26 protein-coding genes are annotated in these 22,301 nt (G+C 56.0%); 9 read left to right on the top strand and 17 right to left on the bottom strand.

Going from position 1 to position 22,301, the window contains the following annotated elements; all coding sequences use genetic code 11:
* Position 1: 1 nt before the first annotated feature.
* The 3 genes from G7G_RS0109595 to G7G_RS0109585 form a co-directional block, all read right to left on the bottom strand.
* Positions 2-544: an NADPH-dependent FMN reductase gene (locus G7G_RS0109595; RefSeq protein ID WP_010440878.1), complete on the bottom strand. Its 543-nt coding sequence runs from the start codon at positions 542-544 to the stop codon at positions 2-4.
* Positions 545-640: 96 nt separating this feature from the next.
* Positions 641-1,312, bottom strand: a complete 672-nt coding sequence (locus tag G7G_RS0109590; RefSeq protein ID WP_010440876.1) for a YiaD family glycine zipper/OmpA-like lipoprotein — start codon at positions 1,310-1,312, stop codon at positions 641-643.
* A gap of 118 nt (positions 1,313-1,430) precedes the next feature.
* Positions 1,431-2,123 (bottom strand): helix-turn-helix transcriptional regulator, encoded by a 693-nt coding sequence (locus G7G_RS0109585; RefSeq protein WP_010440874.1) that lies wholly within the window; start codon positions 2,121-2,123, stop codon positions 1,431-1,433.
* A gap of 104 nt (positions 2,124-2,227) precedes the next feature.
* On the opposite strand from G7G_RS0109585, the gene G7G_RS0109580 reads away from it, so the two are divergent.
* Positions 2,228-2,425, top strand: a complete 198-nt coding sequence (locus G7G_RS0109580; protein WP_010440872.1) for a hypothetical protein — start codon at positions 2,228-2,230, stop codon at positions 2,423-2,425.
* Here the strand turns inward: G7G_RS0109580 and G7G_RS0109575 are convergent.
* Positions 2,422-3,069 carry an RluA family pseudouridine synthase gene (locus G7G_RS0109575; protein WP_010440870.1) on the bottom strand — a complete coding sequence of 216 codons (648 nt, stop codon included), beginning with the start codon at positions 3,067-3,069 and terminating at the stop codon, positions 2,422-2,424. The two genes, G7G_RS0109580 and G7G_RS0109575, sit on opposite strands and share 4 nt — an antisense overlap.
* Before the next feature lie 97 nt (positions 3,070-3,166).
* Between G7G_RS0109575 and G7G_RS0109570 the strand changes: the two genes are divergently transcribed.
* Positions 3,167-3,577: a nuclear transport factor 2 family protein gene (locus G7G_RS0109570; RefSeq protein ID WP_010440868.1), complete on the top strand. Its 411-nt coding sequence runs from the start codon at positions 3,167-3,169 to the stop codon at positions 3,575-3,577.
* Positions 3,578-3,654: 77 nt separating this feature from the next.
* The gene (locus G7G_RS0109565; RefSeq protein WP_238528780.1) at positions 3,655-4,290 is read left to right on the top strand and encodes an SGNH/GDSL hydrolase family protein; all 636 of its coding nucleotides are present in this window, start codon (positions 3,655-3,657) and stop codon (positions 4,288-4,290) included.
* Here the strand turns inward: G7G_RS0109565 and rarD are convergent.
* From rarD to G7G_RS0109520, 9 genes are all read right to left on the bottom strand, one after another.
* The gene (rarD, locus tag G7G_RS0109560; protein ID WP_010440863.1) at positions 4,281-5,186 is read right to left on the bottom strand and encodes an EamA family transporter RarD; all 906 of its coding nucleotides are present in this window, start codon (positions 5,184-5,186) and stop codon (positions 4,281-4,283) included. The two genes, G7G_RS0109565 and rarD, sit on opposite strands and share 10 nt — an antisense overlap.
* 160 nt (positions 5,187-5,346) lie before the next feature.
* A complete protein-coding gene (locus G7G_RS0109555; protein WP_010440862.1) occupies positions 5,347-7,800 on the bottom strand; it encodes a GcvT family protein in 2,454 nt (817 codons plus the stop codon).
* An 89-nt stretch (positions 7,801-7,889) separates the two neighbouring features.
* Positions 7,890-8,870, bottom strand: a complete 981-nt coding sequence (locus G7G_RS0109550; RefSeq protein ID WP_010440861.1) for a GlxA family transcriptional regulator — start codon at positions 8,868-8,870, stop codon at positions 7,890-7,892.
* Between the two features lie 9 nt (positions 8,871-8,879).
* Positions 8,880-9,773 (bottom strand): homocysteine S-methyltransferase family protein, encoded by an 894-nt coding sequence (locus G7G_RS0109545; RefSeq protein WP_010440859.1) that lies wholly within the window; start codon positions 9,771-9,773, stop codon positions 8,880-8,882.
* A 12-nt stretch (positions 9,774-9,785) separates the two neighbouring features.
* The gene (locus G7G_RS0109540) at positions 9,786-10,832 is read right to left on the bottom strand and encodes an alcohol dehydrogenase family protein (protein ID WP_010440857.1); all 1,047 of its coding nucleotides are present in this window, start codon (positions 10,830-10,832) and stop codon (positions 9,786-9,788) included.
* A 24-nt stretch (positions 10,833-10,856) separates the two neighbouring features.
* Complete coding sequence (locus tag G7G_RS0109535) at positions 10,857-13,304, bottom strand: GcvT family protein (protein ID WP_010440855.1); 2,448 nt, start codon at positions 13,302-13,304, stop codon at positions 10,857-10,859.
* A gap of 15 nt (positions 13,305-13,319) precedes the next feature.
* Complete coding sequence (locus tag G7G_RS0109530) at positions 13,320-13,700, bottom strand: GFA family protein (protein WP_029621880.1); 381 nt, start codon at positions 13,698-13,700, stop codon at positions 13,320-13,322.
* A gap of 4 nt (positions 13,701-13,704) precedes the next feature.
* Positions 13,705-14,328, bottom strand: a complete 624-nt coding sequence (locus G7G_RS0109525; RefSeq protein ID WP_010440850.1) for a LysE family translocator — start codon at positions 14,326-14,328, stop codon at positions 13,705-13,707.
* On the bottom strand, positions 14,328-14,897 hold the full coding sequence (locus G7G_RS0109520; RefSeq protein ID WP_010440848.1) for a helix-turn-helix domain-containing protein: 570 nt from the start codon (positions 14,895-14,897) through the stop codon (positions 14,328-14,330). Before G7G_RS0109520 ends, G7G_RS0109525 begins: the two co-directional genes overlap by 1 nt.
* A 117-nt stretch (positions 14,898-15,014) precedes the next feature.
* On the opposite strand from G7G_RS0109520, the gene G7G_RS22880 reads away from it, so the two are divergent.
* On the top strand, positions 15,015-15,299 hold the full coding sequence (locus G7G_RS22880; RefSeq protein WP_010440845.1) for a DUF1294 domain-containing protein: 285 nt from the start codon (positions 15,015-15,017) through the stop codon (positions 15,297-15,299).
* Between the two features lie 10 nt (positions 15,300-15,309).
* On the opposite strand, the gene G7G_RS0109510 is transcribed toward G7G_RS22880, so the two are convergent.
* Positions 15,310-15,762, bottom strand: coding sequence for a GAF domain-containing protein (locus G7G_RS0109510; protein ID WP_010440843.1), 453 nt, complete (start codon positions 15,760-15,762; stop codon positions 15,310-15,312).
* A gap of 75 nt (positions 15,763-15,837) precedes the next feature.
* Positions 15,838-17,010 (bottom strand): thiolase family protein, encoded by a 1,173-nt coding sequence (locus tag G7G_RS0109505; RefSeq protein ID WP_010440841.1) that lies wholly within the window; start codon positions 17,008-17,010, stop codon positions 15,838-15,840.
* A gap of 102 nt (positions 17,011-17,112) precedes the next feature.
* On the opposite strand from G7G_RS0109505, the gene G7G_RS0109500 reads away from it, so the two are divergent.
* The 3 genes from G7G_RS0109500 (at position 17,113) to G7G_RS0109490 (ending at position 19,712) form a co-directional block, all read left to right on the top strand.
* Positions 17,113-17,451: an STAS domain-containing protein gene (locus tag G7G_RS0109500; protein WP_010440839.1), complete on the top strand. Its 339-nt coding sequence runs from the start codon at positions 17,113-17,115 to the stop codon at positions 17,449-17,451.
* A gap of 22 nt (positions 17,452-17,473) precedes the next feature.
* Complete coding sequence (locus G7G_RS23910) at positions 17,474-17,923, top strand: ATP-binding protein (RefSeq protein WP_010440837.1); 450 nt, start codon at positions 17,474-17,476, stop codon at positions 17,921-17,923.
* A 211-nt stretch (positions 17,924-18,134) separates the two neighbouring features.
* Entirely contained in the window at positions 18,135-19,712 is a 1,578-nt protein-coding gene (locus G7G_RS0109490; RefSeq protein WP_010440835.1) for a gamma-glutamyltransferase family protein, read from the top strand.
* 24 nt (positions 19,713-19,736) lie between these two features.
* Here G7G_RS0109490 and hspQ read toward each other — a convergent pair whose 3' ends face one another.
* Complete coding sequence (hspQ, locus tag G7G_RS0109485; protein ID WP_010440833.1) at positions 19,737-20,063, bottom strand: heat shock protein HspQ; 327 nt, start codon at positions 20,061-20,063, stop codon at positions 19,737-19,739.
* Positions 20,064-20,143: 80 nt separating this feature from the next.
* Between hspQ and G7G_RS0109480 the strand changes: the two genes are divergently transcribed.
* Together G7G_RS0109480 and G7G_RS0109475 are read left to right on the top strand one after the other, a co-directional pair.
* A complete protein-coding gene (locus G7G_RS0109480; protein WP_010440831.1) occupies positions 20,144-21,025 on the top strand; it encodes an AEC family transporter in 882 nt (293 codons plus the stop codon).
* Between the two features lie 60 nt (positions 21,026-21,085).
* Positions 21,086-21,667, top strand: a complete 582-nt coding sequence (locus G7G_RS0109475; protein ID WP_010440829.1) for a transglycosylase SLT domain-containing protein — start codon at positions 21,086-21,088, stop codon at positions 21,665-21,667.
* 10 nt (positions 21,668-21,677) lie between these two features.
* Here the strand turns inward: G7G_RS0109475 and G7G_RS0109470 are convergent, their stop codons facing one another.
* Positions 21,678-22,274, bottom strand: coding sequence for a LolA family protein (locus tag G7G_RS0109470; RefSeq protein WP_010440826.1), 597 nt, complete (start codon positions 22,272-22,274; stop codon positions 21,678-21,680).
* Positions 22,275-22,301: the final 27 nt, after the last annotated feature.

The following is a 22,301-nucleotide window of genomic DNA, read 5'->3' as shown; positions in this document are numbered from 1 at the left end:
TTCAAAACCCGGCTTCGGCCCGCAGCTTCTTCATCAGCGCGTTCAGTGTGTTTTCGTAGCGCTCATTAGACAATCGCCCTTCACTATCGAATTCGTTGGAACTGTCGGCCAAATGCAATTCAGGCCCCTGCAGAATGCGAGGCTGAAAAGGAACCATGAAAGCCCGTAGGATCATCTGAGCCCGCTCACCGCCGGCACGACCGGCCGCAGCAGACATGACTGCCACAGGCTTATCCATCCAAGGCTTGCCGCTGGTCCGGCTAACCCAATCCAGCGCGTTTTTCAGAACACCCGAGGGCCCCTTGTTGTATTCCGGCGTCGAAATGATCACCGCATGAGCCTGCGCAATCAGATCAGCCAACACATGTACCGCTTCGGGGATACCTTCACCAACCTCAACATCGCCGTCATAAAGAGGCAGATTCAAATCTGCCTCGATGAACGTACCGGCATCAAATAAACGCGCAGCCTCGCGAAGAAGTTTGCGATTGGTGGCATCTTTTCGCAGTGAGCCGGAAAGGCCAAGAAGGATCGGTTCGGACATGGGGAAACTCCGCTGTGGTGTTTCCCTCTTGTTAGACCGGGATGATCCTGAACCAAAGCCCACGTGACGCGCAGTCACTGTGCGCGAAACATCCGGTCAGGTATTGCCGCTGGGAACGACCACAATCTCAACCCGTCGGTTCTGGGCTTTTCCTTCCGGTGTCAGGTTCGACGCAATCGGATTGTTTTCACCCTGCCCCACGGTCGTGATGCGGGAAAAGCTGACACCGTTGGCCTGCAGAATATCGGCGACAGCATTCGCGCGACGCTCGGACAGACCCAGGTTGTATGACGCCTCTCCGTCACTGTCGGTATGACCGATAATCTGCACGTTCGAGTTCGGGTAGTTGACCAGGTTCTGCCCCACCTTCACCAGATCAGCGCGGAGGGCCGGACGCACGGTGGAGCTATCTGTGTCGAAGGTGATATCATTCGGTACTGTAACGATCAGGCGGTCACCCGCGTTGACGATAGTGATGCCGTCATTGGCCAGTTGTTGCCGCAACTCAGCCGCCTGCCGGTCAAGCTGGTTGCCGATCACGCCACCGCCTGCGGCACCGATCGCACCGCCGGCCAGCGCCCCCAGCAACGGATCTGAATCATTAGCGATTGCGCCCACACCCGCACCGATCAGACCCCCAAGCAATGCGCCTTGTTTCGCGTTCTTATTGGGATCTTCTTGCACGGTCAGAGTGCCGGGGTCGGTACACGCCGCCAAAAAAAACGCCGAACACAGCCCGGCTCTTAGTACAAATTTGGAAATCGTCATAAATTCACCTTCTGCTCACGTACCCGTTCACCGGGTTTGCCTCGTTGCGCGCAGTATAACATGGTGAGAACAATGGGCCTCAAGCAACAATTGGGTGAGATCGGCGAATACTCGCCATTTAGGCCGCTCCGACAGGGTCGCTCCAGTGATTTTGCTCCTGCCAGATCGCGCGCAATGGCTCTCCCTGCCCACAAAAGTGATCTTCCGTCAATTCGCAGGCCCAAATCCGATCGGTGCGGAAGTGGCGAAACCCATTTCTCAGTTCACACCAGGCGGCCAACATTGTGCATTCAATGTGGTAGATCAGGGCAACGGGTCGCACCGTTCGTTCGCTGCGTTCACCTTCCGAATTCACATAGGTGATGCGGATCTTTTGTTCAGCCCTGATCGCTTCTCGATAGTTTACGACTGGCACACACCCCTTTTCAGGATCATCCATAGGAGCCCCCCATGGAGCAACCTGCAGCCAATCCGTAGGCACCCGTAACGCTTCGATCTTGCGACACACCCTGTCTGCGGCTTGCTGCAAGGTGCTGTCGCCCGTACGCGCCAACATCGAAAGACCAACCCAAAGGGCCTCAACCTCTTCGGCGTCAAAATTCAGTGGCGGCAAATCATATCCCCGCCGCATCAGATATCCGACACCCGCCTCACCCTCGATAGGAGTGCGCTGCGCCTGCAACGCAGCAATATCACGATAGACAGTACGCACCGATACCTCGAGCTTTGCAGCCAGTGCATCAGCAGTCACAGGTGTCTCGGCAGCACGCAAAATCTGTATGATTTCGAACAGACGGGTTGAACGACGCATCAGAAGCTCCTTGCGATCTGCTGACAACTTAGCACACCCCACTGACAAGGTGGTGTCAGGAGTGTTGAGCGAAGATAGGTCAAACACCAATCAGGAGACTGCCCATGCCTTATCTCGACAATCACATCATGATGACTTTGAAGTTGGATCGCTGGTCTCAGGATCACGTATTACGCGGCTTCGAAATCGAGCGCGAGCTGGCTGCTGCCCGAGAATGCAAAGCCGCGCGACCCATCAAACGTACCAAGCGGTTTTCCTTAGGTAATCTGAAGATGTTGTGGACCAGCACCGCCGAAGTTTAGAACTCAGCTGGGGCGCGGAATTTCATTGATACACCGCCTTCTGGGTTTTTCAGTCGCAATTCTTCAGAATGCAGCATTAGCCTCGGAAAATCGCGCGCTGCGCCGTCCGCGTAAAATGGATCACCTAGGATCGGATGGCCCAGCGCCCGCATGTGTACACGCAATTGATGCGATCGCCCGGTTTTGGGAAACAGGCGGATACGGGTCGACTGACCTTCGTATTTCACAACACGCCATTCGGTGATCGCTGGCTTTCCCGTCTCGTGGCACACCATCTGGCGTGGGCGATTGGGCCAATCAACGATCAAAGGCAAATCCACAGTCCCCGTTTTCGCTTCGACCTGTCCCCAAACACGGGCGATATAGGTCTTACGGGTCTGACGGTTTTCAAACTGCAGCCCCAGATGCCGCTGCGCGTGCGGTGTCTGGGCAAAAACCATGACACCCGATGTGTCCCGATCCAAACGATGCACCAGCAGAGCCTGAGGGAACGCGGCCTGGACACGGGTCAGCAGGCAATCGGCCAGATGCTCCCCCCTTCCGGGCACAGACAGCAAACCCGATGGCTTGTTCACCACGATCAACTGTGTGTCTTCATACAGCACGTCCAGAGGTGTTTGCGGGGGATCATAGGTCTCGCTCATGCGCGCCTGCCTATCCCAGCCCGTCACCTCCCGCAACGTCGTCCTTGCTTGAACGAAACGGTTCAGCAACTCTCGGGTCAATAAGAAGGAAGATGGCATGCACCCGACGATCAAACGAATGCAGGACGTTGTCGCAAAAGGCGATGAAAGCCTGATCCGCGAATTGCTGGCAGAGGACGTGCGGTTTTTGCCCCCAACCTATTATAGCACCTGGACAGGGCGTGAACCGGTTGCGGCGGTTCTGGGTCATGTAGGTCAGGTATTCTCGGATTTTCGGTATCGCCGGATCATGGGTGACGGCAACGATTGGGCCTTAGAGTTTCAATGCAAGGTCGGAGATCTGGACGCAGTCGGAGTTGATTTGATCACTTTGAACACTGATGGCCTCATTCAAGATTTCGAAGTTGTCATGCGCCCCTACAAGACTGTCGGCGCCCTGCGTGAAGCCATGATGGCGCGGGTCATGAAAGATGCGCGTTTTCTGAAATTCAAGGATGCACTGAACTGAAGATGCCTTTCCCTGTTGCTGCGGACCAAATTCTCCGCGTCCCGTTATTGCCCGTACTGGCTGTTCAGGGCCACTCTGTGCGACGCAATGCTCGCTTGCTGCCTGAACCAGAAGGTCCTCGCGAAGGGCGTGAAGGGCGCGGTCCGCGATTGCGTTTGTTGATCGCCGGGGACAGCTCGGCTGCCGGTGTAGGCGCAGGTACGCAAAAACAGGCGCTGTCGGGGCAATTGGTCAGCCTACTGGCAAAACACCACACCGTAGAATGGCGGTTGGAAGCTACGACCGGATATACCACGCAAGATACAATCGACCGATTGCAGAGACTAAAAGACCAATTTGATGTGGTGGTGACGGCCCTTGGCGTGAATGACGTGACCCGTGCCGTGACCGCACAACGCTTTGAAGATCAGCAATCACGCCTTCTGGCCTTGCTGACCAGGCAAATCGGAGCCCGAAATGTAATCGTGACGGCCGTTCCCCAGATGGCGCGATTCCCAGCCTTGCCTCAGCCCTTGGCATGGGTGTTGGGGCGACAGGCCGCGCGGCTGGACCGAGGATTGCAAAAGGTGGCTGCTGGTTTCCCGCAGGTTTCCCATCTGTCATTGAATCTGCCCGACGATCCGTCCCTCGCCGCCCCGGATGGGTACCATCCAAGCCCTAAAACCTACGCGATCTGGGCTGCCGAAATCACTCGACTTATTCGTCAGGCCTGAGACCGTATCTGCCGGATCATCGGAATCGAATACACGACCAACCCAGACCAAATCAAAGGGAAGGCAATCATTCTTGCCTGGTCAATATGTTCTCCGAACAGGGTGATCGCAGTAATAAAGATCATAGTGGGCGCGATGTACTGCAATATGCCCATGGTCGACAGGCGCACCAGTTTTGCCCCGTTTGCATAGATCAACAAGGGTACGGCTGTTACGATACCCGCGCCTGCCAGCAACAAAGTGTCTGACGCAGCCGCCCCAAAATGCCCCGTTCCACTTGCGCCCAACCATGTAACATAGGCCAAAGCCGGGATAAGCAGGATCAGGACTTCAAGTAAAAATCCCTGATTGGGTCCAATCGGAAGAGAGCGTTTGAAGAATGCATAGAATCCCCAACTGACCATCAATCCCAAAGCAGCCCAAGGCAGGCTTCCGGCTTGAAACACTAGAACCAACACGCCCGATGCGGCCAGCCCGACTGCGACTAATTGTGTACGGGTTAAGGGTTCGCGTAGCAGGATCGCCCCGAGCGCAATACTGAACAAAGGATTCATATAGTAGCCAAGTGCCGCATCCAGCGCGTGGCCAGATGAAATCGCCCAAACATAAATCGCCCAGTTCACCGAAATCAAAGCCGCAGTCAGCGCTGCCATGCCCAACATCTTCGGATTGCGAAGTGCAGCTTTAAGATCACCGGTACGCCCAAGCGCAACCAACAGCAACCCAGCCACCGGAACCGACCAGATGACGCGATGTGCAACGACCTCTATCGGGCCGATATGTTCCATCGCCTTCATGTACAGCGGCAGGAAGCCCCAAAGGACATAGGCCAATACGGCCAGCACAAGCCCTTTGGGCGTATCCGTGTTGTTTGGCGTTACAGGGGTCTCTGCCACGATGGGTCTCCGACTGATACTGTATTTCTCTACGGCAAATCAGACGGGCTTGGGAACCATCAAAACTGTGAAGCCGGTCATCAGGAATCCTGATATGTTTCATCTGAAACAGGCAGGCCAAACAAACAATTCGGGGCGCCACAGCGCCCCGACAGTTTGGCTATACTTTTACGCGTTCGGACTTTGGGTCGTACATCGGTTTGAGCGATGCCTCAGCTTTCACTTTCACACCGCAAACGTCTATTTCATAGCTCGAAGCCAGAACATCTGCCGCTTTCTCGCTTTCGCAGGGTACATAACCCAGACCAATCGCGCCGCCGAGTGTATGCCCATAGTTGCCAGAACTGAGATACCCCACATATTCTCCATCGCGTATGATCGGCTCATTGTGGAACAACAGCGGCTCGGGGTCGGTCAGCTTGAACTGGACCAAACGGTTTTGAGGCCCGCTTTCTTTGCGGGCTATAACCGCCTCACGCCCAATGAAATCACCGCCCTTGTCCACTTTGACGGCAAAGCCCAACCCTGCATCGACCACGTGATCTTCACAGGTGATGTCATGGCCAAAATGGCGGAAGCCCTTCTCGATACGACAGCTGTCCATCATGTGCATACCACAAAGCTTCAGGCCTATATCCTGACCGGCCTCATGCAGCGTTTCGAACACGTGAACCGCCATGTCGGATGAAACATAGATCTCCCACCCAAGTTCGCCCACATATGTCACGCGGTGGGCACGGGCGAAGCCCATACCTATCTCAATCTCTTGCGCGGTGCCAAAGGGGTTGGTCGCGTTCGAGAAATCCGCTGGTGAAACCTTTTCCAGAAGTGCGCGGGCATTCGGCCCCATGACAGCCAGAACGCCTTCGCCTGAGGTGACATCCGTGACGACGACGTTGAAATTGCCGGCATGGCGCATCATCCAGGTCTGATCCGCCAGACGCGTCGCCGCTGGGGTGACGACCAGATAGGCGGTCTCGGTCAGGCGCGTGACGGTCACGTCGGCTTCGATACCACCAGCGCGGTTCAGGAACTGGGTATATACGATCTTACCATTGGGCACCGAATAATCGCCGCCACCAATATAGTTCATGAATTTCTCGGCATCCGGCCCTTCGACACGGATCTTACCGAAGGACGACATGTCGTACATGCCTACATTTTCGCGCACTGCGCGGTGTTCTGCGGCCGCGTTTTCAAACCAATTCTGGCGCTTCCAACTATATTGGTATTCACGTTCCTGTCCGTCATTGGCAAACCAGTTGGAGCGCTCCCACCCGGCAATTTCGCCCATGACCGCACCCTGTTCCAGCAGATGATGGTGAAATGGTGTCCGACGGACGCCCCGTGCAGTGGCTTTTTGGCGGTAGGGGTAGTGGTCAGCGTAAAGCAGGCCAAGCGTTTCTTTCGAACGTTCAAAGAGGTAATGTTTATTGCCCTGAAAGGGCTGCATGCGGCTGATGTCCACATCGCCCAGATCAAATGGCTTTTCACCCGTATCCATCCATTCGGCCAACGCCATACCGGCCCCGCCCGCCGACTGAATACCGATTGAGTTGAACCCGGCCGCGACCCAGACATTGTCCATCTCGGGTGCAAGGCCCAGATGATAGGCGTCGTCCGGTGTAAAGGATTCAGGACCATTGAAGAACGTGTGAATCCCGGCCTCGGCCAGCATTGGCATCCGATTGCAGGCTGCTTCGAGTATCGGTTCGAAATGGTCGAAATCTTCAGGCAATTGGTCAAATTCGAAACTGTCAGGGATGCCGTTCATTGCCCAGGGCTTGGCATTCGGCTCAAACGCGCCCAGCAGGATTTTCCCTGCATCCTCTTTGTAGTAGGCGCATTCGTCTGGCACGCGCAGCACGGGCAATTGGGTCAGACCGTCGATCCCCTCGGTGACGATATAGAAATGCTCGCAAGCGTGAAGCGGTACGTTCACACCTGCCATCTTGCCAACCTCGTGGCCCCACATCCCTGCGCAGTTCACCACCATGTCGCACTCGATATGGCCCGAAGCGCCGCCATCATCTGCGACCCAATCAACGCCCGTCACTTGACGGCCCTGCTTGACGATGTCGGTGACTTTCACACGTTCCTTGACGATACCTCCGCGCTGACGCGCGCCTTTGGCCAAAGCCAGAGCGATATTTGCCGGATCACCCTGCCCGTCCAATGGCAGGTAAACTGCCCCTTTAACCCCTTCCAGGTTCAGATGGGGATACAGCTCTTGCACACGGTCATTGCCGATCTCTTCGACCTCAACCCCGAAAGCGCGGGCCATAGCAGCCTGGCGATAAATCTCTTCCTTACGCTCGTCGGTCAAAGCGACCGTAATCGATCCACAGCGCTTGAACCCAGTGGCAACTCCGGTCTCTTCTTCAAGCGCGCCATATAGTTCCTGGCTGTACTTGGCCAGTTTGGTCATGTTCGCCGTCGCGCGCAGCTGCGCGATCAGTCCCGCCGCGTGCCATGTCGTACCGCTGGTCAGTTGCTTGCGCTCCAACAGAACGACATCGCCCCAACCTTTCTTGGTCAGATGATACGCAACCGAACATCCAATGACGCCGCCGCCGATGATGACCACTCGGGCCTTGGTGGGAAGATCAACCATCCTGACGTCTCCGCTGATTCAGGTTTTCTGTAAAATGCCACGAAGGATCGACAATAAAAGCATCAAAAGCGTCAGCTTAAATACAAAAATCACCGATATTCCGGGCGTCTTTTCTGGCGTCTCAGAACAAAAGGTGTGATGCCGAAAAAACTTTTGTAGACGGATGAAAATCCGTTTGGAAAACCGCAAACCAGCCCGATTTCCCGCACGCTCATCGTCGTATTCAGAAGCAGGTTGTTAGCTTTGGCCAGTCGCATTTCCCGGTAGAACCCGTTTGGCGTGGTTCCAAAAATTGCTTTGAATTTTCGCTCAAGAGAGCGGTTCGATACGTGCAATATGTCAACGATCTGTTTGATCGGCAGAGGTTCCTCGATGTTCGCCTGCATCAGCTTGATGCACTGGTCCAGTTTCTCATCACCAGTGGCCGTTGTCCGGGTGCCGGAAAAAGGTTGCATGGATGAAAAGTCACGGATGTTTTCATGCAGCATGATGTCGGCAACCGTCATCTTGGCCGCACCCGAGATATGCCGCCCGATCACGGCCAGCGCGATATCTGTGGTTGCCTCCATGCCAGCGCAAGTGACAACCGAACCTTGCTCGGTGGCGATAGATAGCTTGGCCTCAAACCGAGCTCCACGTTCGCGCAGGAAAGAGGCATTTTCCCAATGGGTTGCCATATGATCAGCGCTATTTTCGTCGATATACCGGCTTGCAGCTTCAGCCAACAAAAATACCTGGCCGCCCCGAAACGTATAGTCGCGCACGACACGTCCCAGAGAAAGTTCGGGCTGATCCGGGTCTGAGTTTCCGATCACAAACAGATAATTCGCATTCGGTTGCGCCGGAACTGTGTCGGTCGATACTGTCGCTCCGCTGCTGCTTTCCACCGGCCCTCCTTTTCGCGACCGATATGTGAACGTGAACGGCGGGTGGGCACACACACGGTTCGCCAAGCGCAAAACCTCAACCAGCGAGGCCAGTTCGAGCAATACGAAACCCGACGCAACCAGAATGTCAAAATGGTACTGGACGCGATCCTGCTGTTGGTCAGATTTGGTCCGGACAGGCATCTAGGTCCCTCAGACGATTTTGTGTCCGGCCGCACGTAAATTCTCGGCGAGGGTTTTGATGTGTTCCGGCCCGACTTCGCAGCAACCACCAACGATCGTAGCGCCCTGCGCCACCCAACCCATCGCGTGCCGTGCATAGGCATCGGGGCCCAGGTCATGGCGGCTTTCCAAGGCATCAACCGTTGGGGCATCTTCCAGAAAGCCTTCTTTGATGCCTGTAAAGCCGTTGGCATAGGCCCCGTACGGGCGATCCAACATTGCGATGACATCCAAAGCCGCCGGAATCGCTTCGGGGCGTGAACAGTTGATCAGCACCGCCTCGGGTGCATAGCGCGTAACAAGAGGGGCAATGTCCCCCAGTGGTTCGCCTGAACGCAGGCGGGTTCCGTCCTCGTCCATAACCGACAGGGCAAGCCAGACGGGTTTCCCACTGTTCTCTGTTCCGCGCAGCGCACCTTCGGCCTCCTGCACCGAGCATACTGTTTCGATCAGAAAAAAATCGACCCGGTCCGACATCATTGCAGCCAGCTCGGCGAATTTCGCGGCGGCATCTGCGGGGTCGGGGTTCAGATCGGGCCGATAGCTGGCCAATAACGGGCCAAGCGCGCCTGCGATCCGCCCACTGGTGCCACAGCGCGCCTGATCGGCCTGTGACAAGGCAGCGTCAATGAGATTGGGCATCTGATCTTCGATCCCCTCACGGACCAGGCGTGAGCGGTGTATGGCGTAGGTGTTTGTCGTAGCGATCGTTGCACCGCTGCGGAAATAGGCTGCGTGAACCTCCGCCACAAGTTCGGGTTTGTCGATCATCACGCGTGTTGACCAAAGTGGCGTCGGCTTGTCGCCGCTCAACTTCACCAACTCCTGCCCGATCGAACCATCCAAAAGCGTAATATCAGCCATTTATTCCCTCTTTCACGGCACCAGAACCAGCTTTCCGGGCAAAGTCTTGGACAGGAAATCCTCTTGCGCCTGAACAATGTCGCGCAACGGATAGGTCTTTGAGACCAAGGGCTTGATCCGACCTGCATTCATCATTGCAACAAGGCGGTCAAAAACGTCCGGTGGCTGATAGGTGCACCCATGGATCGTGATGTCGCGCAGATAGATATCCCGCAAATCCGCGCTGACAATGGGACCTGCGATCGCGCCTGCTACGGCATAGTGGCCGCCAGGTTTCAACGCAAGTATCAGGTCTGGCCAAGCCGGACCTCCGACCACGTCTATGACGACATCGAACATGTCTTCCGGCAAAGCCGCGTCGCGCTCAAAAGTCCCGATTGCGCCCTGTGACTTGACCACTTCAGACTTGGCGGCGTTGCTAACGCCCCAGACCGTCGCCCCGCGCAGCGCTGCAAGCTGGACGGCAGCAAGGCCCACACCGCCTGACGACCCGGTGATCAGCACTTTTTGACCTGCGATGACACCGGCACGAGTCAGCAGGCCTTCGGCCGTACCAAAAGCACAGGGAATCGCGGCAATTTCAACGTCAGACAAAGGCGAGTCAGTCACGTCGTACAGGTCATCACTTTCCATCAGGCAATATTGGGCAAAGGCCCCGTCAATTTCTGAACCGAGCACGATAAAGCCCTGTGGTCGGCCAGGAACCGGGCGCGGCAAATTGATCGGGCAAGTCACCCGCTGACCAGGCTTGAACGCCGCACCCGATCCAACCGCTTCGACAATTCCACAAAGATCGCCACCCTGGATCCGGGGAAAGTGCAGCGCACCTCCCCAACCACCTGCTTCGACCTGCTGATCGACCGCATCCGTTGCGCCCGTGACGTCCGAAGAATACCAACCGATCCGCGTATTAATGTCAGTGTTGTTCACCCCGGCAGCGGCAACGCGGATCAGGACCTGCCCCGGATCAGGGTTTGGAACTGGGATATCGTCCCGCCATTCCAACACCTCCGGTCCACCGTGGCCATTCAGATATACGCCTTGCATCTGCCGGGTCATTTGCGTTCCTTTCTATATAGGTGGTCAGGCCCTCAACCGTTCATTCGAAGGATCCCAAAGCGGTTGGTCTTCCTGCACAACAGCACGGCATTTTTGACCGTAGATTTCAACCTCCAGCTCAGTTCCTGGCACGGCCTGATCTGCACGCACCATGCCCAGCGCGACGGAAGCACCAATGCGGTACCCCCACGCACCAGAGGTCGTTTCACCCACGATCTCATCGCCGCTCCAGATGCAGGACATGTAAGGCGCATCGACCTCGCCTGCGTCCACGATCAGAGTGACAAAGGATTTCTTAACGCCTTGTTGCTTTTCGTTCTGAATGGCCGCTTTGCCAACAAAATCCTGCGGCTTGTCGAGTTTGACAAAACGACCCAAACCACCTTCAAGCAAAGAGTAATCCGTGCTCAGATCGCCCTTCCACGCGCGATAACCTTTCTCGATCCGCAAAGAGTTCAGCGCATACATGCCAAAGGGTTTGGCCCCGGCAGCCAGCACGGCTTCGTAGATGGCTGGCATCGCATCGTTTTCAGAGTGGATTTCCCAGCCCAACTCGCCTGCGAATGATACTCGGATCAGAAAGGCCTCCTGCCCGGCAACTTTGGCAAACTGATGGGTCAGCCAGCCTTGCTGCAGATCCGCATCCGTGATGCCGGACAACACATTCCGCGACATCGGCCCCGTTACGATCAGCGTATCGCGCTCGGTAGTAGTTTCGCGAACAGTCACACCTTCGGGCACCGAATTGCGGATTAGCTCTCCATCATGCCATTGCGCCGTCGCGGCGGTGATCAGGACGAAGTTATTCTCGGCCAGACGGATACAGGACAGTTCTGTCTGAATGCGCCCTCTTTCATCCGAGACATAGATCAGGTTCATGCGCCCGGCTTTGGGTATACCTCCGGTGCAGAAGCCCCGAAGCCAGTCATCCGCGCCATCCCCTTGGATCCAGAAGCGTGAGAAGCCCGGCAGATCCAGCACGCCGCAGTGATCGCGCACGGCTTCGCATTCTTCTTTGACCCGCTGTTCCCATGGGCCTGAACGTCCCCAGGTGTGGGTGGCTTCGAGAGAAGTATCGTCGCCCGGTTGCGCGAACCAGTTGGCGCGTTCCCAGCCGTTATATGCCCCCATGACACCGCCCAGTTCCTTGACCTTGGCGTGCACAGGCGAGAGTTTCTTGTCGCGCGCAGCGGGCCATTCGTGATGGGGGAAATGCATGGCGTATTCGTTGCCGTAGACCTCCATCCCTTTCTGATTGCAGTAATCCTGATCGGTGTAGTCGGTGTAACGACGTGGATCGACGGCCCACATGTCCCATTCGGTGTGACCATCGACGATCCATTCGGCCAGCACCTTGCCAGCGCCGCCACCTTGGGCGATGCCAAAGGTGAAGGTATGAGCCTCGAACGCGTTTGTCACACCCGGCATCGGGCCGATCAGCGGCAAGCCGTCTGGCGCGTAGGGGATTGGGCCATTGATGACGCGACCAACGCCCGAAGTGGTCATCAGCGGCACCCGCTCCATTGCATCTGTGACGATATCTTCGATGCGGTCCAGATCGTCGTTCCACAGTTGGAAGCTGAAATCCTCGGGCATCGGATCATCCTCGGTCATCCAGTGGCCCTTACAGTTGGGTTCGTAAGGTCCGAGGTTGAAGCCGTTCTTTTCCTGCCGCAGATAGTAGGAAATATCCACGTCACGTAGCAAAGGCAGCTTGCCGCCACTTTCTTTCGACCACGCTTCAATCTCGGGGATTTCGTCGGTCAACAGGTACTGGTGGCTCATCACCATTGCCGGGACGGTGCGGCCGCCGAAGGGTTTAAACCATTCCCCTACGCGCTGGGCATAGTAACCGGCGGCGTTCACCACATAGTCACAGGCAATGTCACCTTTTTCGGTATGCACGGTCCAAGTGCCATCATCATGCTGGGTCACATCGGTTGCCGGGCAGAAGCGGATGATCTTCTGCCCCATATCGCGTGCGCCCTTGGCCAGCGCCTGGGTCAGCTGTGCGGGGTCAATGTCGCCATCGGTCGGGTCATAGAGCACGCCTTCAAGATCATGAGTCTCAAGGAAGGGATAGCGTTCCTTGGCCTCCTCCGGCGTCCACATCTCCATCGGGATACCCTGATAGCGGCCCATGGACATGGCCCGCTCGAATTCCTGCATCCGTTCCTTGCTGTGCGCCAGTCGGATCGACCCAGAAACGTGGTAGTTCATCGGATAATCGACCTCGTCCGCGATGCGCGAATACAGCTCGGTCGAGTAGCGCTGCATGTTCATGATCGCCCACGAGGTCGAAAAGGTCGGCACGTTACCCGCTGCGTGCCATGTCGAGCCTGCCGTCAGCTCGTTCTTTTCCAACAGAACACAATCCGTCCAGCCCTTCTTGGCCAGATGATACAGCGATGAGCAGCCTACAACGCCACCGCCGATGATGACCACGCGGGCCTTGGTTGGAAAATCACTCATGTGTTTGGTTCCCTATTAGTGAGCCCGCTGGGGCAGGTCGTCTTTGATGTCATAGTAATCGCCCTTGTCCGCCACGAAGATGTGCTGGGCGAGTTTCAACCCGGTCGGCTCATCCAAAGAGCCCACGGAAATTGCGATCGTGTCCTCGTCATTGTGCTGCCAGAAGAGGAACGAGCCACAAGCGCGGCAGAAGCCGCGCTTGGCAATGTCAGAGGCGCGATACCAGCCCAGCGTTTCGCTGGCGGTAAAGTTGAGATTGTCCTGATGCGTGACGGTCGAGGCCCACAAATGCCCCGACTGTTTGCGGCACTGCCCGCAATGGCAGGCATTTGGTGGCGTGAGGTCTCCGTCAACAACAAAAGCGACCGCGCCGCAAAGGCAGGAACCGGTATGCATGTCTTTATCCCCTCGCTGTCGGCGTAGAGCTGGCCCCCAGCAAAACGCCATAGATGATGAAACAGGTCGCCATCACGCGGCGTACCCAGATATTGAACACCGCCCCCAGTGCGGCCTTGCCCATCAGTGCCCCCAGCAAGGTGAACCCGGTATAGCTGAGTGTCGTGATGACCAGTGCCGTCGGCATGATCACAGCCATCTGTTGCCAGATGGGTACATCCGGCTGCACAAATTGCGAAAACGCCGCGAGGTATCCGGCGACGCTTTTGGGGTTGATCGTGGCGACGGCCAACGCGTGAAAGTAAACATGCCGCGCTGGCCGCTCAGAAGCTGGAGCTGGCTTCGCAGCGTTCATCCAACCGCGAACGCCCATCCAGATCAGAAACCCGGCCCCGATCAACTTGGCGATAAAGAACCCCATTGGCGACGCGGCAATCAACGCAGTAATCCCCACTGCCGAGAGGATCAGGAACGCGCTTGCCTGTGTCAGAATGGCGAGTACGCCCAGCATAGCTTTGGTTAATGGCAGGCTCATACCATTTGAGATGCAGTTGACCGCATTCGGCCCCGGAGTGGTCACAAACACCACCCAGAACAGAGCGAATATGGTCCAGGCTTCAAAACTCATCAGTACACCGGAGGCGCAATGACCCAGATGGCCACCGCGGGTTCGTCAAAGGGGTTGGACCATGTGTAGGGTTCGTGCTTGATCCGGAAGCTGTCACCAGGACCAACCTGAAAACTGCGCGTACCAATCGTCAGTTCCAGACGGCCTGACACCATATAGCCGACTTCCTGTGTCGGCCGGTTTGCTGGCGTCTGCATCTGCGAATGCGGCTCGAATGTTGAATGCACCATCTCGAAATCGTCGGTCAGGTCGGGCGAAAGCAATTCTTCAATCAGACCTTCTTCACCCGAGCCCATCGGACGACGTGATCCGGCCCGCACGACATATCCCTGCTCATCCGCTGGGGCGGCAGAATGAGCAAACAGCATCGACATCGGCACGCCCAAACACTCGGCAATCTGTCGTAGATCCGAGATCGAAGGCTCGGACATGTCTCTTTCGACTTGGCTGAGCCAGCCTACGGACCGATCCAATCGATTAGCGATTTCTGTCAGCGTCAACCCGCGCGCCTTACGGAGCGCGCGCAGGTCGGCACCGAGTGTTGCGCTGTGGGGGGCCTGAGAGTTCAATTTGCGCTCCGAGTTAGCGTGAAATTTTTTCTTACTTTTTCACGGTGCCTCGAATCGGTGAAATTTCCAAGCATTTTTTCACTTGGGTCCGCAAAAATAGTTGGCTATGCACGGTCCATGTGGATTGCCGTAATCTATCTTTGGGCCATTAACGCCCTAACCATATTGATCTTTGGTTGGGACAAGTTGCGTGCACGCCGCAGAAAGCTGCGCATTCCTGAGCGGCGCTTGTTGTGGTTGGCAGCTCTCGGCGGCAGTCTGGCCGCGCTTCTTGGGCGCTGGATATTTGGACACAAGACACGCAAGCGTGGATTTTCCACGTGGCTTTATGCCATTACCGCGTGTCACGCCGGGCTTTGCTATCTGATCGTCTCTCACGACCTCGGGGCGCTATTGCAATAGATGCAGATTCCTAGCGCGCAAAAACACCCGCGAGAATGGAGCCAAGCGCAACCACATCATCCTCGGTAAACGCATCAGGTTGATCGCTGTCGATATCAAACACTGCGATAACGTCTCCGTTAGCGTCCCGCACGGGCAGCACCAACTCGGATCGTGTGGATGATGCACAGGCGATATGGCCCGGGAAGGCGTCGACATCCGGGACCAATTGAATCTGCCCTGTCCGGGCAGCCGCGCCACAAACGCCCCGTTCGAAAGGGATCACTAGGCAGCCGTGCCCACCTTGATAGGGTCCGATTTTCAACACCTCGGGCTCGGTCACGCGATAAAACCCTGTCCAGTCGAAACGGTCGTCAGAGTGATGCACTTCGCATGCCACCGTGGCCATCAGCGCAACCTCGTCGGTTTCACCTTCGGTCAAGGCGGCAATGGTTTTGGCGAGTGTGTCGTAATCGGCTGTCATGTTGATGGACCTTGCATCCGGGGAACTGCGGGCGCTGCCGCCAATTCCCCGAAGTATTTGCAAAAAGTCAAAGCGTCAAACGCGTTCTATTGCTATGGCCGTCCCTTCTCCGCCACCGATGCAGATTGCCGCGACACCGCGCTTGAGGTCCCGTTTCTCCAACGCGTTGAGCAGCGTGACCATGATCCGGGCCCCGGAGGCGCCAATCGGATGACCAAGCGCACATGCGCCGCCATTCACGTTCACGATCTCACGGGACAAGCCCATTTCGTGCATGAAGGCCATGGGCACAACAGCGAAGGCTTCGTTGACTTCCCACAGATCGACATCCTCTTTCTTCCAACCGATACGATCCAACAATTTCTGCGCGGCAGGGACCGGAGCAGTTGTGAACAACCCCGGCGCTTGAGCATGGCTGGCGTGACCAAGGATTCGCGCACGCACGGTCAGGTTCTGCTTTTCCGCCTCCTCAGCCGAAGCAAGCACAAGGGCGGCTGCACCATCCGAGATCGAAGAAGAATTGGCCGCCGTTACCGTTCCATCCTCGCGAAAGGCTGGTTTCAGCGTGGGTATCTTCTCGGGCCGCGCCGACTGTGGTTGCTCATCTGCATCCAGCACGACCTCTCCCTTGCGGGTTTGAATCGAGACCGAGGTAATCTCTTGATCAAAGGCATTATTTTCCTGCGCTGACAGAGCGTTCGAAAGCGATCGCAGAGCGTATTCGTCCTGCGCCTCGCGCGTGAACTGGTAGGATTCGGCGCAGTCTTCGGCGAACGTGCCCATGAGGCGGCCTTTGTCATAGGCGTCCTCAAGCCCGTCCAGAAACATGTGATCAACCACCTGCCCGTGCCCGATCCGTGCCCCACCGCGCATCTTGGGCAGAAGGTAGGGTGCATTAGTCATGCTCTCCATCCCGCCAGCGACCATTGTCTGAGTATGGCCCAAAGCGATCTGGTCAAACGCAATCATTGCGGCCTTCATGCCGGAGCCGCACATTTTGTTAAGCGTTGTGGCGGGCACCTCTTCACCCAAGCCCGCCGCAAATCCCGCTTGGCGCGCAGGGGCTTGGCCCTGACCCGCTGGAAGGACGCAGCCCATCAGCACTTCATCAACAGTATCGGCCCCTGCACCTTTCAACGCGGCACGGATTGCAGCACCACCCAAATCCGCCGCAGTGACGCCGTCAAACATTCCCTGAAATCCACCCATTGGCGTGCGTGCGGCCCCCGCGATCACAACTTCGTTCATCCGGAATCTCCTTCGTGCTTTCTCGACCATGGATACCGAATGGTAAGAATTACCGTCTAGCGTATTTCTACGATCAAATTGCAATACGAAGGGCGGTTGACCATGGGGCTCAGCAGCGGCACGACCGGCGAGACACAAGTAATATCCGTTCACTGCGACCGCATAGATGCCGCAAGGGCGATTCAATTCAAAGAAGCCATGCGGGCAGAAACACAAACCGGTGCGAAACGAATTGTTCTGGATTTGTCATCGGTAGAATTCATAGACTCCAGTGGCCTGGGGGCCATTGTCGCCTCAATGAAACAACTGGGCGACGGGCAACGCCTGGACTTGGCAGGACCCCGCCCGATTGTTGAAAAAGTGTTTCGTCTTACGCGTATGGATACCGTTTTCAGGTTGTTCGCTTCGCTGGATGAAGCGATATGCGCAGGGGCGGATTGACGACCGGCAGGAGTAAGTCGCTGTGGGCGCCAATTGCAAACAAGATTGTCTCAATTTGAGCTTTCCTGCGACCCAGGTTCAGGCCTCCGAAGGGATAGCTATTTTAAGTGCCCGACTGGAAAAACACGGCTTGCCGGAAAGTAAAGCTGACGATGTTAGAATTGCGCTCACCGAAGCCATAAACAATGTGGTTGAACACGCCTATGCCGAGATCTCCCCGACTGACATTAGAATTAATTGCTCTTTGTGCGCAAAAGAACTGATAGTCCAAATTTTTGACTCCGGCGATCCAATGCCCGGTTTGCGTGTGCCAAGCAGCCACCCGGCACCCGTCGACACAGATTTGGAGAACCTTCCTGAAGGCGGCTTTGGCTGGTACCTGATTCACCGACTTAGCAGCGACATTCAGTATGAGCGCAAAGACGGAGTTAATCTGCTCTACCTTCGCTTCAACTTTGACACGCCACACTGATCGGCACCAAATGGCCACAATAACGCCCAGATCGAACCATTGTCGCGCCGCAAACAAAGATCATAAACAAGGGGTAGCTCAGATAGCTTCCCTCGGCGCCTAGCGTCACAGCCCCCACCCAGTGAACGGCGCCGAGGAACCTCCTTCCTGAAATTGTTGGACAATTTTATCCCAAGCCCTAGTCTCGGCCTGACTACGGAAGAGGTACGCAATGCGCGATCTGCACAAGCCCGGACGGTCTGAAGTTCTGGCAACCGAAGGAATGTGTGCCACATCACATCCACTGGCCGCCAAAACAGCATTGGACATTCTTGAACAAGGCGGTAACGCGATGGATGCCGCCATTGCGGGTGCTGTGCTTCTGGGTATTTGCGAGCCACAGATGACCGGCTTAGGTGGCGATTGCTTTGTTCTGTATAACCGCGCAGGTGAAAACACGGTGCGTGCACTAAACGGCTCAGGTCGTGCCGCGACGGATGCTGATGCGGGGGCATTGCGTGATCGCGGACTAAGCTCCGTCCCTCTGACCAGCCCCGATGCGGTGACTATTCCTGGTGCCGTTGAGGCCTTTTGCCGATTGGCACAATCGGAGGGGCGATTGGGGCTGGAAGCGATCCTGCGACCGGCCATCCACTATGCTGAAATTGGCGTACCAGTTGCGCCGCGCGTAGCGTTTGATTGGCAAAACAGCGCCGCGACCCTGCAAGGTGCCGCACGGGATCACTATCTGAGGGATGGCAAACCCCTGCAAACCGGTCAGATTTTTCGGGCACCGGGCCAGGCAGAGGTACTGCGCCGTGTGGCACGACACGGGCATGACGCGTTTTATAACGGTGAGATTGCCGAAGACATGCTGGCGGTCTTATCAGAACTTGGAGGCACACACACAGTACAAGATTTCGCGGCGGTTCAGAGTGACGAAGCGTCGCCTGTTCGTGGAGATTACGCAGGTGTCGATCTGTACGAACATCCTCCAAACGGTCAGGGCGCCACCGCAATCCTTTTGCTAAACATCCTGAAACATTTTGATTTGGCAGCACTCGACCCATTGGGGGCCGAGCGGGTGCATATCGAGGCCGAGGCCACCAAACTGGCCTATGACGCCCGCAACCGGTTCATTGCCGACCCCGATCATAGCAGCCGGATGGCGCATTTCCTTGCCCCAGAAACCGCTGCAAGCCTGGCTGCCCTCATAGACCCGAAACGCGCTATGCCCGCAGCCGCCCCTCTGACTGAATCCGTGCACAAGGACACCGTCTATATCACTGTCGTTGACCGGGATCGCATGGCGGTTTCGCTGATCTATTCGATCTACCATGGGTTCGGCTCGGGCATTGCTTCCGAGAAGTTCGGAATATTGCTGCAGAACAGGGGGGCCGGGTTTAATCTTGAACCTGGACATCCGAATGAGTTGGCAGGTGGGAAGCGTCCTATGCACACCATCATTCCCGGCCTTTTGCGGGAAAATGGCCGGATAACGATGCCCTTTGGCGTCATGGGTGGTGCCTATCAACCGACCGGCCATGCCCGGCTTGTATCAAACCTGACGGATTTCAAGATGGAGATGCAGCAGGCCATTGACACCCCCCGCGCGTTTGCGGATGGAGGTGTATTAAAAATGGAACGCGGCTATTCTGACCCAATCAAACAACAATTATCCGATATGGGGCACATCATTGAGGTTCTGGAAACACCCCTCGGGGGCGCGCAAGCCATTCGAATCTGTGACACAGGCATCTTGATAGGGGCAAGTGACCCGCGTAAAGACGGCTGCGCCCTTGGATACTAAACACTTAGAATACAGCTACGGAATTCAGTTCAACTGAAAATGTAACGGGTATGATCCGTCCTGAAACGGGCCGAACATATTGGGGATGTCGGGGTGATCAACGGGCTCACCCGATTGGTCTTCGATCAGATTTTGTTCTGAAACATAAGCCACATAGAAGGATTGGTCGTTCTCAGCTAGCAGGTGATAGAACGGCTGATCTTTCAGAGGGCGGCTATCTTCGGGGATGGCTTGATACCATTCTTCTGAATTCGAAAATTCCGGATCGACATCAAAAATTACCCCTCGAAAAGGGTGTCTTTTATGTCGAACCACCTGTCCCAGGCGGTACTTGGCTTGTGTCTTTAACATTGTTTCGGCCCCCAAAGAGGTTACTACCTCTTTTCGGGCGGAAAAGCCAATCATTGAGTGGAAATTCGGGGAAACAGTCTGTGCACCTACTACTGACAGTGTTCGAAATCGTGGCCCCTGTGTTCCTTTTGGCTGGGATCGGGTTCGCATGGGTTAGGCTTGGATTTGAGTATCGGCTACAGTTTGTAACGCGTCTTGCGGTCACACTTGCGGTGCCCAGTCTGATTTTTGTCGCCCTGATGCAGACCAATATTCCCGGTGGGGATCTGACCCGGTTCACCATTGCGGCAATTGCGGCCCATATCGCGCTGGCAGCAGTGTTTTGGGCCTTTGTGCGATTGACCAGAATGGAGCAACGCACTTATCTGGCACCGCTTATCTTTGGAAATACCGGCAATCTTGGGCTACCGCTTTGCATATTTGCATTTGGTCAGGCAGGATTGGGTTATGCGGTGATATTTTTGGCAGTGACCGCTCTGTTCTCATTCACCTACGGAATCTATCTGGTCGCCGGGCGCGGAGCATTTGGCAAGGTTCTGCGCGAACCCATGGTTTGGGCCACGTTGCTGGGGGCCTTGTTTCTTTGGCGTGGGTGGCAAACACCTCTGTTTCTGACCAACACGCTGGAATTGCTGGGTCAGATGGCGATTCCGATGATGCTGATTACACTGGGCGTAGCGATTGCCCGACTGACAACCCAAAAATTGCAACAGGCGATTTGGCTTTCTCTGCTCAAGCTTTCTGTGTGCTTCGGGCTCGGCTGGGCTTTTGCCGCCGGTTTTGGGTTGGGGCCTGTGGCTTTTGGAGTGTTGGTCTTGCAGATGTGCACGCCGGTCGCCGTGACATCATACCTGCTGGCGGAAAGGTTCGAGGCTGATTCCGACGCCGTTGCCGGTATGGTTATGGTCTCGACGATGTTGTCTGTTGCAGCACTACCTCTAATTCTCGCTATTATTCTGTAACGATTGTGATTTCCAAAATGCTCAATCTGCGCTAGAATAAAGAAAAAAGGCACGAGGCACATGAGCAGATTTCTTTTCGTACTCTTCGGGGTGCTGCTTTTGGCATCCTGTGGTGGCGGGTCGAAGCAGCCGCCAAGCAGATTGAATGACGCGTGCAGCATTGCGCGCGAAAAGCCCGACTATATCAAGGCCTTCAAAAGCACCGAGCGCAAATGGGGCGTTCCGGTCCACGTTCAGATGGCGACAATTTACCAGGAAAGCCGGTATAGGCACGACGCACGCACCCCGCACAAATATGTGCTGGGTGTTATTCCGATGGGTCGTCAAAGCAGCGCCTACGGTTATGGCCAGGCGCTTGATGGCACCTGGGAGCAGTATCAGCGCGAAACCGGTAAACGCCGCGCCAAGCGGGATCGCATTCGCGATGCGTCAGATTTCATCGGCTGGTACATGAACAAAAGCTATGAGCGGAACGGCATCCACCCCAGCGACACACGCAACCAGTATCTGGCCTATCACGAAGGTCATACAGGTTACGCACGCGGCAGCTACAACAGCAAGTCATGGCTGCTGAATGTGGCGAGTGATGTGGACGCCCGCGCAGAGCTGTATCAGGCCCAGTTGGCGAATTGCCGATATTGAACCTGTCGGATCAGCGATCGCTTGACCCGATTCTGGCCTTGTTAGAAAACACATTTGAATCGAGGGTCCCACCCTCGATCAGAGGCCCAAGCAGAACGGTCGTCTGACTGCCTGCGTTGTCGTGTATCACCCATTTGCGCAGCTCAACCGGATCGGAAGTAAACATCAGTTCGATCCGGCCGCTTTCAGGGTTCTTGGGGTCCTGAGCCGTGACAATCGTAGCTGTTCCGTCAAAGTCGTGACCCACGACCATGTTGGCTTGTGCAAGATTGACATTGCGCGCCAAGACCAGAGACAGTGGGGTACGTTTCAAAGGGTACTGCTCGGGCGGTTGGTTCGATTTGGGGTCGAATATCTGCACTGTTCCGGCCCGTGCCAAAACCACCGCGTCATTTGGCGGATCATATTCAAACCGCATCTTACCCGGACGCTGCAACCACAGCTTTCCGGTGCTTAATGAGCCATCATCGTTTACTTGCGTGAACGTGGTCTGAACCGTTTTCAACTGATTCAGATAGTTAGAAATCTGCGACAGCGGCAGCTTGTCCGCCGCCCATGCGGCGGGTGCGGCCAGTGTCAGAGCAAGGGCAAAAGCAATCTGTTTCATACGCCCCAGATAAGCGTTCTGCCCTTG

This window comes from Ruegeria conchae, assembly GCF_000192475.1.
Taxonomy (GTDB): Bacteria; Pseudomonadota; Alphaproteobacteria; order Rhodobacterales; family Rhodobacteraceae; genus Ruegeria; species Ruegeria conchae.
This window is presented reverse-complemented; position numbering and strand designations above follow the sequence as displayed.